This window comes from Corynebacterium sp. HMSC067D03 (assembly GCF_001811185.1).
Taxonomy (GTDB): domain Bacteria; phylum Actinomycetota; class Actinomycetes; order Mycobacteriales; family Mycobacteriaceae; genus Corynebacterium; species Corynebacterium coyleae.
In genome coordinates this window covers 35,269-47,663 of the sequence record NZ_KV803791.1, presented here as the reverse complement: position 1 = coordinate 47,663, position 12,395 = coordinate 35,269, and the positions used below count along the sequence as shown (strand labels likewise).

Genomic DNA, 12,395 nt, shown 5'->3' with positions numbered 1-12,395 from the left:
CGAAACGGCCTAAAACAACTTGACAAAACACAATCGTCAGTAACTTTTCGACTCAACTACCACATCTCCCCGAAAGACACGTAACGATGACCGCTGCTCCGCATTCTATCGACCCTTAAACCTATCTGGATGATTTGCTGGCCGAAGCGTCACCGGATTTGATGCGGCAGTGAAGCGTCCTGGGTTTGGTTCCGATCGTTTCTAGAGAAAGATTGGGATCATGCCAAGGAAGTACAGTGATGAGTTCAAGGCCAAGGCGGTGCGTCTGGCTGGGGAACTTGTTGAGCTTGAAGGGTGCTCGAAGTGAGGTGCGGCGGTTGAGGTCGGTGACAAGCTCGGCGTCTCCGCGCACACGCTTAATAATTGGTTGAAGCCTTCAGGGCCGTCACACGGCGTCGAGGTCAGCTCCGGCGAGTTAGTAGACGATGAACTGAAGCGTCTGCGGCGGGAGAATAAAGAGCTGCGCAGGGCGAACGAGATTTTAAAGACCGCGTCGGCTTTTGTCGCTTAACCCTCCAAAAACAAAAATCTCGAGACAGCGTAGGAACGATGTCTCGAGACAACACATTGTGCCCCGGGTGATGTCTGGTTCCGTGACATCGTTCCGCATGTCTCATGAGATCGTTCCGGTGTCGAGAGCCATTATGTCTCGTCACATCGTTCCGGTGAGAAGCGAGGTGTCCGACAACACACCACAGTTGCCCCACACACGCTGAAACTGATGTCTCGCGACATCGTTCCTCCATGCTGAAGCCATGGAGAAACCAACGCCAAAAATCATCATCGAAATCATGCTCGCCACCGGCATGACCCAAGCCGAAGCAGCCCAACACTTCGGCGTAACAACGCGTTGGATCCGAACACTTCAAAAGCGCTACAACGAAGGCGGCCTGGAGGCACTAACCCCCAAATCAAAACGTCCCCACACAAACCCACGCGCCACTGCCCCCGAAGTAGTCGACCGCATCCTGCAACTACGCAACGAACTAACCAACCGCGGCACCGACGCAGGAGCCCACACCATCCGCTGGCACCTCGAACAAGAAGACACAACCCCGCTGCCAGCAGCAGCAACAATCCACCGCATCCTCAAAAACAACGGACACGTCACACCCCAACCACAAAAACGTCCCCGCAGCTCATGGATACGATTCCAAGCAGACCAACCCAACGAAACATGGCAAATGGACTACAGCGATTGGACCATCGCCGGCCACCAACGCGTCGTCATCCTCACCATCCTCGACGACCACTCCCGCTACGTCCTACGATGCCAAGCCTTTACCAGCGCAACCGTCACCCACGTCATCGAAGCCTTCACCCACACAGCCGCCACCCACGGCTACCCACCATCAACCCTGACCGACAACGGACGCGCCTTCACCACCAGCCACGACCGCACCAACCCAGCACGCAACGGCTTCGAACAACTCCTCCTCGACCTTGGCATCGAACAGAAAACCTGGGACACTTCAGTACAACACCGAACGCATCCAACAACGACTCAAGGGCCTGACCCCGATGCAATATCGGAATCAGACCCTTGAAGCCCTAACCACCTAGAATTAAACCAGTCCAACTTTCGGGGGCCAGTTCATCGCCGTGGCGGTGGTTTTGACGTGTTGAAGCTGTGTTCCGTCGGTGCTCCAATTAGCCTTTCGGCGAGATAGAGTGCTCTCAGGACTTAGCGGGGGTAACCGAATACCAGGTCACTGCTGCATAAACAGCAAAAGCGAAGACCAAAACTAGCGGAACGAATGCCCCTATAGCAATGCAGACCGCAAGCAGGCCGACGGCCTTAAGGCCGCCTTTCGGCTCCGACGATGACCCAATTAGTAGTGCTGTTGGAATGGTAGCGACGAAGAGAAGAGCTACCAACAGAAGCGGAGGAGCTTCTTTTACATACCCCGCAAGCAAAGTCCCGACGCCCGCGCAAATCCACAGGAATTTTCGTAGGCTCATAGAACGGCTCCTCTAATTACTCGTTAGGTGCAATCGCGACAGGAGCGATATTCGCACCAAGGATCGCCGCGGCGAGGCTAAATGCGCCGACTTTCTTGAGGGCGGTGGCGATCATTTGCTAGTTATTCATAATGACTTGAACGAGCTTAGCCTGCTGGGCTCCGGGAATGCAGCCAGTGAGCACACCTGCGAGAGCCCACACAGCACTGTTCGGGTCCTCCCACGATTTTGTAAAGACTGCGCCCCCGATCCCTACCGCGCATCCGATCGCAGCCACGATGACGAGCGGTGCAACCCTCGGAGCTGGTCCGTCGTTGCGCTCAAGCGATTGGAGTTCGGCATCCAGTTCATCCGCCGGTAGGCTAGAAAGGTATTCAAGCTCAGAATCCAGCTGCTCATGGATCTCTTCGGTTTCAGTTTCGGAGGCACCAGAAAAATTTGGTTGCGAGAGGGTTTCGGAGGCTGGTTTGGCGGCTCTTGCAGCGGTGATTTCGGGCGTCGCTGCGTGGGCTGGTTGCATGGCCGCCACTGGCATGGCCACGACAAGACAGAGTGCGAGTAGTCACTTGTACATTGCGGTTTCCCTTCAATCTGGGCGTATTGGCATGGTGTTGGAATACACCTGACATCAAAATAAAGCCCGATGTCTAGTATTTCAGCGCGACTGCTACTCGAAGCACTTTCGTTCACACCTAGATGGGGGCGGGATGTGAACCAATCCCCCCGCCGCTGGTATCGCCCTGGCGGGGGTTGCGTCGTTCTTCACCTACAGCCGCGCGACCACCGCCTCCGCCACCGCGGCGTGACCCACGCTGGTCGGGTGCACCGGGACTGCTTCATCCCCCGTCACCGGCCCCAGCGCAGAGACCCGCCGCGAGCCCGCAGGTGCGCACACGCCGAGCCCGTCGTCCGGCGGGGCCCCTCCGCCGCGGCGGAAATTTGTCAGTTCGTGGCCGGTGAAATTTGTCCTCGGCGAAGGCGAGCGGGGCGGCATTGCTTTCTCCACGCCGCCCGAGGTCACGCTCGATCGCTGGCGGAAAGCACTGCCCGTACTGGAAACGATGCTCGGCGTTGCAGACCTCGATGTCAGCCGCAGCGCGCCCGGCGAGGTCGTGCTGTGGCTACCCCGCGAGATCCGCGTCCGCTTTTGCTACTTAACCCCGTTATACGCTCGGGGAAGTGCTTTATACCAGTAGGTTGCGTCACTTCTTGCTGAAAATAAGAGTGGAGGGGGTTCCGGTGACAGTTTTCCGAACTCTTTCGGAAAAGTTTCCCGAAACCCCCTCCTGGGGTGGTGCCCCAGGTGAGACTCGAACTCACACTGGACGGGTTTTGAATCCGTTGCCTCTGCCAATTGGGCTACTGGGGCGACGCGCGAAAGTGTATCGCAGTTCACCCCGATGTGTGAAATCGCAGGTTGATTAGGTGCGGAAGGTCGTGTCGTGGCGCCCGCTAGACTGGCTGACCGTGACTACAACATCGGAAAAATCCAAGCGTTTGCTGTTGATCGACGGCCACTCGATGGCCTTCCGCGCGTTCTATGCGTTGCCTGCGGAGAACTTCTCCACGTCGGGTGGGCAGCACACGAATGCGGTGTACGGATTCTTGTCCATGTTTGCCAATATTCTTTCCGACGAAAAGCCGACGCACGCTGCCGTCGCGTTCGACGTGGGCCGAAAGACGTTCCGTACGGAGCGTTTCCCGGAGTACAAGGCGCAGCGTGAGGCTACTCCGCCCGAGTTCAAGGGCCAGGTTCCTCTGATTGAGGACGTGCTGGGGGATCTCGGCATCGTGACGTTGAGCAAGGAAAATTTCGAGGCGGACGATATTGTCGCCACGCTTGTGACCCAGGCTCGTGCAGATGGTGACTACGAGATTGTTCTGGTCAGTGGCGATCGCGACTACATCCAGCTTGTCGACGACACCACGACTCTCCTGTACCCAATGCGCGGCGTGTCCACGATGACGCGTTTTAACCCAGCTGAGGTGGAAAAGAAGTACGGCCTAACACCTGAGCAGTACCCGGACTTTGCCGCCCTGCGCGGCGACCCGTCGGATAACTTGCCGAATGTGCCGAAGGTGGGGGAGAAGACCGCCACCAAGTGGATCACGCAGTACGCCACGCTCGAAGGGCTCATTGAGCATGCGGACGAGTTAAAGGGGCAAGCAGCCAACAACTTCCGCGAGCGCATTGATCAGGTGCGGTTGAACCGTGAACTTACCGCGATGGTCACCGATGTGGAACTGCCCGTGGCGCCGGGTGATCTCGAACTCAAGCCAGCCGATGTCGCCCAGGTTGCGGCGCGTTTCGACGACCTCGAGTTCGGCGTGAATCTGCGCGAACGCGTGCTCGCCGCTGTACCGACCGATGGCAGCGCACCCGAACCTGAGACGGTGGAGCTGGCTGACGTGACGGTTGATAACGAGTCGCTGGACACCTGGCTGAGGTCCCATGAAGGTCAAGGCCTTGCCCTGTACCTTTCCGGTACGGCGACGCCGGGATCGGGTGACCTGACGGCGCTGGCTATCGTCGATAAGCAGCGCCACGGCATTGCGAAACTTGCCGCCGATCTGTCGGCTGATGAGGACAAGGCGCTGAAGACCTGGCTCGAGTCGGATGACCCGAAGTTCCTGCACGAAGCCAAGGCTGCCTATCACATGCTGCGTGGCCGTGGCATCGAGTTGCGCGGTATCGCACACGACACTGCGATCGCGGCGTATCTGCTGCGTCCCGGCCAGCGCACGTATGCGCTCGAGGATGTGTACCAGCGTCACCTGCAGCGCCAGCTCAGCACCAGCTCTGATCAGCTGAGCTTGCTGGATGATTCGGGCGACGTGGATGCGGCTGCGGCGATTCTGGAGCTTGCCGCAGAGTTGTCCAAGGACCTGCGCGAGATCAACTCCTACGAGTTGTACGCGAACCTCGAACTGCCACTGGTCACGGTGCTCGCGGAAATGGAGCACATTGGCATCGCCGTTGATCTGGACGTTCTGGAGGGGCTGCGCAAGGACCTGACACACAAGGTTGAGCAGGTGGAAGAGCAGGCGCGCCAGCTGGTCGACGAGCCGGACCTGAACCTATCTAGCCCGAAGCAGCTCTCTGTCGTGCTCTTTGACAAGCTTGCGCTGCCGAAGACGAAGAAGACGAAAACGGGTTACTCGACTGCTGCGGCGGAGATCGAAGCGCTCGCAGAGAAGAATCCGCACCCGTTCCTCGATTATCTGCTCGCGCACCGTGAGCACCAGAAGATGAAGTCCACGGTGGAAGGCCTGATTAAGACGGTGCAGCCGGATGGCCGGATCCACACCACGTTTAATCAGACTGTGGCCTCGACGGGGCGTCTCAGCTCGGCGGAGCCGAACCTGCAGAACATTCCCGTGCGTACTGAAGCCGGGCGCAAGATTCGCTCTGCGTTTGTAGTTGGCGAGGGCTACGAGTGCCTGCTTACCGCCGACTACTCGCAGATTGAGATGCGTGTGATGGCGCACCTCAGCCAAGACGAGGGCCTGATCGAGGCGTACCGGGCTGGGGAGGACCTGCACAACTTCGTTGGCTCCCGCGTGTTTGATGTTCCGATCGATCAGGTCACGCCAGAGCTACGTCGCCGGGTCAAGGCAATGTCCTACGGCCTCGTCTACGGCTTGTCTGCCTACGGCCTGTCGCAACAGTTGTCGATCTCTGCCGGTGAGGCGAAGGGCATTATGGAGAACTACTTCGAACGATTCGGCGGGGTAAAGCGCTACCTTGATGAGGTCGTCGAGCAGGCGCGTCGCGACGGCTACACCTCGACGGTGTTCGGTCGCCGCCGCTACTTGCCGGAACTCACAAGTGACAACCGAATCGCGCGGGAGAACGCCGAGCGTGCGGCGCTGAACGCCCCGATCCAGGGCACTGCTGCGGACATCATCAAGGTTGCGATGCTTCGTGTCGACGACGCCTTGCGCGACTACGCATCACGTGTCCTCCTGCAGGTGCACGATGAGTTGGTGCTCGAGGTTGCCCCGGGCGAGCTAGACGCCGTCCAAGCGATCGTGGAGCGCGAAATGGACAAGGCAATCGAACTCCTCGTCCCGCTAGAGGTGTCTGCAGGTACTGGCGCAAACTGGGAAGAGGCGGCGCACTAGCCGCGAGTACGTTTCGGGAAAGCACGAGGCGGGCATCACGTGAAGCACGCAAACTTCATCTGATGCCCGCCTCGAGTACGGCGTCCCCAGTTACCGTATCCCCCGACGTGGCCCAACCCCCCAGGCCATTTCCTCTTTCTATTTTGTTACCACCTAGCGGCGGGGTTCTCGATTAGGTACCGAGCCTCAGGCAGTGCTTAGATTTCACTCTGTTCTGGGGCTATTCCTCAAGAACCAGGTAAAACCTTAATTGCTACTGAGCGGGCGCACAAGCAATACACAGTAACTGTTAAGCATGTGACGGAATGTCTAATAAGTCGCAGCTTATGTGGACAGGTGAACGGCTTTTTGGATCCTTTAGTTACGTGGGGGTAAGTGCCAAAATCCTACCCCCGACACCTACCCCCGCTGGGGTGTTAGCGAGGCCTGATTGGCCTACACGTCACTGACGGTTTTCTCGTCGGAGGCATCCTCGACTGCGTCTTCAACTGCTTCTTTAAATTCATCCTCCTCGAGATTGGAGTCTTCAGCGAGATCTTCAATCTCGTCCGAGGTGTCGTCGTCAAGCGCGGCCTCAACAGCTTGAGCGCGGCGCTCGCCTTCTTCTTTCAGGCGGGTGCGGTGGCGGAAGTAGACGACGGTCATCACTGTCATCACGAACAGGCCGAGGTAGCCCAGGATCGGGTACAGGTTGGAAACGAGCGGCTGGAAGCCGGCGAAGGAAAGGCCAAAACCGACAATGCAGGCGATGGCATAGACCGGGTAGAAGCGCTCTGGGTTCTTTCTGGTGAGTCGCTTTGCCAGCGCGTAGAACATGCCCAAACAGGTGTTGAACACCATGAGGAAGATCACCCAGGTCATGATGAAGCCCAGGACTGGGTGGACGTTATCCAGCACGGTCAAAAGTGGCATGTCGTGGCCGTTTACTGCCTCGACCTGCATGAGCAGCGCGGCTACAAGAAGGGCAAGAAGTGCCACGTAAATGAGTCCACCAAGGACTCCGCCAATCCGCGTGCTCTTAGTGTCAAACTCATCACCGGCCATCACGATCGCCATCGAGACACCGCATAGGGCGTTTAGTCCCGTGTGGTTGAGTGCACCCAAGAACCAGTACGGGGTGCCGTCAGCGCGGTTTACTTCGTTGCGCGCAAAGTTATCCACCTCAGACCAGTCGACGCTGATCTGGGTGAACGAATAGATCGCGCCGATGAGCACAAAGATCACCAGCAGGGGAGTTGCCCAAGCGATGACAGAGGCGACGCGGTCAACGTCGAATCGGCCGACGATAAGCATCAGTGCAAGCATGAGTACCGCGCCCACCCAAATCTGCCAGTCGAATGCTTGGTTCAGGTTCGAGCCTGCGCCAGCAAACATGACGAAGCCAACGGAGAACATGCAGATAACCGCAGACCAGTCCATGAGGAACGCGGCAGGCTTCGATGCCACCTTGTAGAAGACTTCATTGTGTTCGTCGGCGAGGAAATACGACCCGAATGTGACAAACGCGGTGGCGGCTAGCAGCATGGTCACGCCAGCAACGATTACACCCCAAAAGCCCTGGGTGCCGTAGGCGACGAAGTATTGGAGTGCTTCCATGCCGGAGGCAAAACCCGCTCCGACGACGATGCCGACGAACGATGCTGCGACGGCAAGGCTGCGTTTCCACATAGGGTGAACACACTTTCTGAGTTGTAGAGTTATGGACTTACGTCATGGTAGTCCCTTGCTTATAAACTGCGTTGCAGTGCCCGGGGTCCAGATCATTTGCTCTAGCTGCGGAAAGTGTCTACACTCGTGCGGGCGTGTCTACGCGCGAGCTTGGCGTCCATCGTAATAGGAGGGTGTGGCGACCAGCCCGCTGCGAGATCAGCACTCGCGAGCGTTTCGGCGCTTACGCTGCTGAGAGAGACGCTTCTGTCCAATCACGATCTCCTATTTTTTCGGAGCACATACTACTTATGCGCACTACCAACGCACCCCAGGTTGCCATCAACGACATCGGTGGCCCTGAGGAATTCCTCGCCGCAGTCGACGAGACCATCAAGTACTTCAACGACGGTGACATCGTCACCGGCACCGTGGTCAAGGTTGACCACGACGAGGTCCTGCTCGACATCGGCTACAAGACCGAGGGCATCATCCTCACCCGCGAGCTCTCCATCAAGCACGACGTTGACCCGGAGGACGTGGTCGAGGTCGGCGATGAGATCGACGCGCTTGTCCTGACCAAGGAGGACAAGGAAGGCCGCCTGATGCTGTCCAAGAAGCGTGCTCAGTACGAGCGTGCTTGGGGCACCATCGAGGAGCTGCAGGCCAACGACCAGCCGGTTACCGGTACCGTCATCGAGGTCGTCAAGGGCGGCCTCATCCTCGATATCGGCCTGCGCGGCTTCCTGCCGGCATCGCTGGTCGAAATGCGTCGTGTTCGCGACCTGGATCCGTACATCGGCCAGGAGCTCGAGGCAAAGATCATCGAGCTGGACAAGCACCGCAACAACGTGGTCCTGTCCCGTCGCGCTTACCTGGAGGAGACCCAGTCTGCGGTCCGCTCCGACTTCCTGCACCAGCTGCAGAAGGGCCAGGTCCGCAAGGGCGTCGTGTCCTCCATCGTCAACTTCGGTGCATTCGTTGACCTCGGCGGCGTTGACGGCCTCGTCCACGTCTCCGAGCTGTCCTGGAAGCACATCGACCACCCGTCTGAGGTTGTCGCTGTTGGCGACGAGGTCACTGTCGAGGTGCTCGACGTCGATCTCGACCGCGAGCGCGTCTCCCTGTCGCTGAAGGCGACACAGGAGGATCCGTGGCGCGTCTTCGCCCGCACCCACGCTGTGGGCCAGATCGTCCCGGGCAAGGTCACCAAGCTGGTTCCGTTCGGTGCGTTTGTCCGCGTCGAAGAGGGCATCGAGGGCCTCGTCCACATCTCCGAGCTGGCTCAGCGCCACGTCGAGGTTCCGGACCAGGTTGTCAACGTCAACGAAGAGGTCATGGTCAAGGTCATCGACATCGACCTGGACCGTCGTCGTATCTCCCTGTCGCTCAAGCAGGCTGACGAGGACTTCGTCGAAGAGTTCGATCCGTCCCGCTACGGCATGGCCGACTCCTACGACGAGCAGGGCAACTACATCTTCCCGGAGGGCTTCGACCCGGAGACCAACGAGTGGATGGAAGGCTACGACGAGGCTCGCCAGCAGTGGGAGGCTCGTTACGCCGAGGCAGAGCGTCGCCACCAGGCACACGCTGCCCAGATCGAGCGTCACCGCGCCGCTGCAGCCGAGGCTGCAGAGCAGGCTGGCGATCAGGCCAATTACTCCTCTGAGTCTGCAGCTGCAGCTCCGGCAGCTGACCAGGCTGAGGAGAACATCGGCTCGCTGGCTTCCGACGAGCAGCTCGCTGCTCTGCGCGACAAGCTTGCTGGCAACTAAGCCACGACGAGTTCGTGCTTAGGGATTGCCTTTAAGCAATCAGCGTCAGCGCCCCGCATCACCGTCATGGTGGGCGGGGCGCTTTGCTATCTTCACATGCATGAAGAAAGTTGGACTCACGGGCGGAATCGGCAGCGGCAAATCCACAGTCGCACGAATGCTGGCAGACGAAGGCTTCCCAGTAGTGGACGCCGACCAGATCGCACGAGAGATCATGGAACCAGGCTCACCGGTGCTCGCACAGGTCGCGGAGGTTTTTGGCGAGGACCTTATCGACGACACCGGCGCCTTAAACCGCGCAGAGCTGGCGAAACGCGCTTTCTCTTCGACGGAGCAAACGGAGAAATTGAACGCTTTAACGCACCCGGCCATCCGCGCTGAATCCAACCGGCGATTCGATGAGGCAGAGAAGGCAGGCGCTCGCGCGGTGATTTACGACATGCCGTTGCTTGTGGATCTCGGCCTACACCACGACATGGACATGACGGTCGTCGTCGATGTTGATGTGGACGATCGGGTACGCAGGCTCGTCGACAAGCGGGGGCTCACTGAAGCGGACGCGCGGGCGCGCATCGCGCAGCAGGTTGACGACGACACCCGACGGGCGGCAGCCGACATCGTTGTGGATAACAACGGGCCGCTCGAGGCACTTGCAGCACAGGTAGAAAAGGTCGTACGGATGATTGCCGCGTGAGTTTCTCACTGGAAATACCGCAGAAATTCACTCTATGGCAATCATTGATTTACCTACGCCTTTTAGCGTGACGCGGTATGGGAACTTGGGATACAGGGCCGTTTGATAACGACCCCGCAATCGAAGCGGTTGACGCAGTGGTCAACGGCACATTCGACATTGCCCAATTCCGTTTCGATTGTGGGCTTGGGTCGCTGGGAACTGATGAGGCTGCATCCGTCATCGCGCTTGCTGCCATGCTTAACGGACATCTCCCCGAGCGACATAGTGGTGCCGGCGTCGATTCGCCGTTCACATTCGACGATCGGCAGTGGATCAGACGGCGCGCCCGTTCGATTCTTCGACCAGGTGGCTCGGAGCTCTACTCCATGTGGGAGGACGCAGGCGAACTTGACCAGTGGCTTGCCGAAGTGCGAAAGTACGCCGTCTGACTGTCCCTACTCAACGTTCCCTACTCAGCGTTTGTGCTCAACGTAGCGCAGAACTGCCAGAGCAAGTCACCCGCCTTGGCCAGGTTGGCAATAAACTCCTTCGGCTGCTCGGCAGTCGTTGCGTTCCAGGAGACGCAATACTCCGTATCGTCGTGCAGCGGGGTATACGCGATGCCGAACCCTTCTGGCAACGCCGGTGCGAAGCAGTAGCGAACGATCTGAGCAGCGCCGCCGATCGAGGTCGTGGATAAGAAATCGCGACGAGCAGCGGTTACACGCGTGTCGTTGAAGAATGCGTGAGTGTCGTCGATAGTCGCCATCATCTGAATATGTCGGTCGAAGCCGTTGCCAGACTTGCACCGCTTCACCCATGCTCGATGCGCGTTGATGGCGTCCTCGAGGCCAGCCTGTTCAGCCGTACCCTCCACAAGCGCTCGCGCAAAAGCAGCAGCCTCGGGTGTGGCGGCGCGCAAGCACTCCGTGCGTCCGGCACGGAACTCACGCATGTCAACGGCCTCATATGCCGCGCGTACTCGGCCGTAGGTCAGTTGCTGCGCGATAGTCATCATTAACTGCGCTGAAGCATCGCGGCTGAACTTCAACGGCAGGTCCGCAGGCTGGTCAAACGGCACGTGCACGATGCGGGTACGCAATTTCTCCGCCGCGTCCGCAACCTCGGCAACGCTCTTCTCGATGCGCGTGGTGAGCGCGTCGTCGAGATCCCAGCGCAGTTCCTGCGGCTTTGCGACGAAATCCGCGCCGACACCGATCTCCGCTTCTTGCATGCGCGTGATCGCGGTAACGAGGGTTCCGCCGTCCTGGCACGAGTGCTCAACGTGCACTGCACTCCAGGGATCTGTCAGGCTGAACTGGTAGCTCAGCGGCTTGTACGTCCATGCACCACGGGGGAGGAAGGTCAGTTCGTTGATCCGCTCCTCGTCGGAAGCGTGTGTGGTTACTCCGTAGTCGATCAGGTCGACGGTGAAGAGGAACTCCTGCAGACGTTTGTACACATCGCCGTTGTCGCCCTGTGCCAACATGTCCGGCAGTACTTCTGCAAGCGTTTCGGAGCCGAGCAGCGATGCCGCGTTGAAGTCCACGCTCTGCTTGCGCGGGGCGTCCAGAACCGTCTCAAGCGCGTTTCGCAGGTTCGGAGCTGCAATCGGCTCGCCAGCCTCGTCGGTCACGGGTACTGCGTAAAGGTGCCCATCGACAAACACGCCGATCTCGCGGTTGGCAGTGCCTGCGGTGGCGACGATGATCTCATCCACACCGGCACTCGGGTGGCGCAGCCCTCCGCCAAAGACAAACCACTGGTCTTGGGTAATGCGGTTGCCGCGCGCGTCCACGTAGTCCGGCAAGTCATCTCCCGCAGCTTGGAGGTGAACAACCAGCGCTCGCCGGATGCCGTCAACCACACGGTCCAAGCCAGTCTCCTCAGATGGCAGCGCCAGCTGAAAACCCACGTTCGTCGTCAGTGTCAGTGGCCCACGGGTTGCCAGGTAGCTCGAATACCACTCGTCGGAAAGCCAGTTCGTGCCTTCGGCCTCACGGGTTGCTGCGCGCTGCCGCAGTGCCTCGTCGAGACGCGGGGCTTGCGACTGCGCGAAGTCAGCGACGATCGCCTTCGCTTCTGCAAGCTCGGTCTCGTCGAGAACCGCCTCAAGCGCATGAATGTAAGCCTCGAGCGTGGACGAAAGATCCGGAACTGGCAAAGCTTTCAGATCGCGCGTCAACGGGTGCGGAGTAATGGGCACTTAA

9 protein-coding genes, 1 tRNA gene and 1 pseudogene are annotated in these 12,395 nt (G+C 59.1%); 7 read left to right on the top strand and 4 right to left on the bottom strand.

What is annotated here, in order from left to right:
• Positions 1-755 precede the first annotated feature (755 nt).
• Positions 756-1,460, top strand: a pseudogene (locus tag HMPREF2785_RS03055) (DDE-type integrase/transposase/recombinase); the annotation flags it as partial.
• A complete protein-coding gene (locus HMPREF2785_RS11500; protein WP_371440476.1) occupies positions 1,444-1,563 on the top strand; it encodes an IS3 family transposase in 120 nt (39 codons plus the stop codon). The pseudogene HMPREF2785_RS03055 and the gene HMPREF2785_RS11500, both read left to right, overlap by 17 nt.
• Before the next feature lie 517 nt (positions 1,564-2,080).
• Here the strand turns inward: HMPREF2785_RS11500 and HMPREF2785_RS03050 are convergent.
• On the bottom strand, positions 2,081-2,503 hold the full coding sequence (locus HMPREF2785_RS03050) for a hypothetical protein (protein ID WP_141739325.1): 423 nt from the start codon (positions 2,501-2,503) through the stop codon (positions 2,081-2,083).
• 415 nt (positions 2,504-2,918) lie between these two features.
• Here HMPREF2785_RS03050 and HMPREF2785_RS11775 point away from each other — a divergent pair, with 415 nt between their 5' ends.
• Positions 2,919-3,158 carry a hypothetical protein gene (locus HMPREF2785_RS11775; protein ID WP_070449999.1) on the top strand — a complete coding sequence of 80 codons (240 nt, stop codon included), beginning with the start codon at positions 2,919-2,921 and terminating at the stop codon, positions 3,156-3,158.
• 96 nt (positions 3,159-3,254) lie between these two features.
• Here HMPREF2785_RS11775 and HMPREF2785_RS03045 read toward each other — a convergent pair.
• Positions 3,255-3,331: transfer RNA gene (locus HMPREF2785_RS03045), tRNA-Leu, on the bottom strand.
• A 92-nt stretch (positions 3,332-3,423) separates the two neighbouring features.
• Between HMPREF2785_RS03045 and polA the strand changes: the two genes are divergently transcribed.
• Positions 3,424-6,087 (top strand): DNA polymerase I, encoded by a 2,664-nt coding sequence (polA, locus tag HMPREF2785_RS03040; protein WP_371440477.1) that lies wholly within the window; start codon positions 3,424-3,426, stop codon positions 6,085-6,087.
• Positions 6,088-6,522: 435 nt separating this feature from the next.
• Here the strand turns inward: polA and HMPREF2785_RS03035 are convergent, their stop codons facing one another.
• Positions 6,523-7,755: a YkvI family membrane protein gene (locus HMPREF2785_RS03035; protein WP_070449996.1), complete on the bottom strand. Its 1,233-nt coding sequence runs from the start codon at positions 7,753-7,755 to the stop codon at positions 6,523-6,525.
• 290 nt (positions 7,756-8,045) lie between these two features.
• On the opposite strand from HMPREF2785_RS03035, the gene rpsA reads away from it, so the two are divergent.
• The 3 genes from rpsA to HMPREF2785_RS03020 all read left to right on the top strand — a co-directional run bounded on the left by rpsA (position 8,046) and on the right by HMPREF2785_RS03020 (position 10,634).
• Positions 8,046-9,509 carry a 30S ribosomal protein S1 gene (gene rpsA, locus HMPREF2785_RS03030; protein ID WP_070422931.1) on the top strand — a complete coding sequence of 488 codons (1,464 nt, stop codon included), beginning with the start codon at positions 8,046-8,048 and terminating at the stop codon, positions 9,507-9,509.
• Between the two features lie 100 nt (positions 9,510-9,609).
• Positions 9,610-10,203, top strand: coding sequence for a dephospho-CoA kinase (gene coaE, locus HMPREF2785_RS03025; protein WP_070614226.1), 594 nt, complete (start codon positions 9,610-9,612; stop codon positions 10,201-10,203).
• 77 nt (positions 10,204-10,280) lie between these two features.
• Positions 10,281-10,634, top strand: a complete 354-nt coding sequence (locus HMPREF2785_RS03020) for a DUF4259 domain-containing protein (protein WP_070483611.1) — start codon at positions 10,281-10,283, stop codon at positions 10,632-10,634.
• Between the two features lie 20 nt (positions 10,635-10,654).
• On the opposite strand, the gene HMPREF2785_RS03015 is transcribed toward HMPREF2785_RS03020, so the two are convergent.
• Positions 10,655-12,391, bottom strand: a complete 1,737-nt coding sequence (locus HMPREF2785_RS03015) for a choline/carnitine O-acyltransferase (protein WP_083308835.1) — start codon at positions 12,389-12,391, stop codon at positions 10,655-10,657.
• Positions 12,392-12,395 lie beyond the last annotated feature (4 nt).

What these genes read in the sequence shown, in the direction of transcription:
- HMPREF2785_RS03035 (WP_070449996.1), bottom strand. Translation starts at nt 7,755, where the DNA reads ATGTGGAAACGCAGCCTTGCCGTCGCAGCATCGTTCGTCGGCATCGTC.
- rpsA (WP_070422931.1), top strand. Translation starts at nt 8,046, where the DNA reads ATGCGCACTACCAACGCACCCCAGGTTGCCATCAACGACATCGGTGGC.
- coaE (WP_070614226.1), top strand. Translation starts at nt 9,610, where the DNA reads ATGAAGAAAGTTGGACTCACGGGCGGAATCGGCAGCGGCAAATCCACA.
- HMPREF2785_RS03020 (WP_070483611.1), top strand. Translation starts at nt 10,281, where the DNA reads ATGGGAACTTGGGATACAGGGCCGTTTGATAACGACCCCGCAATCGAA.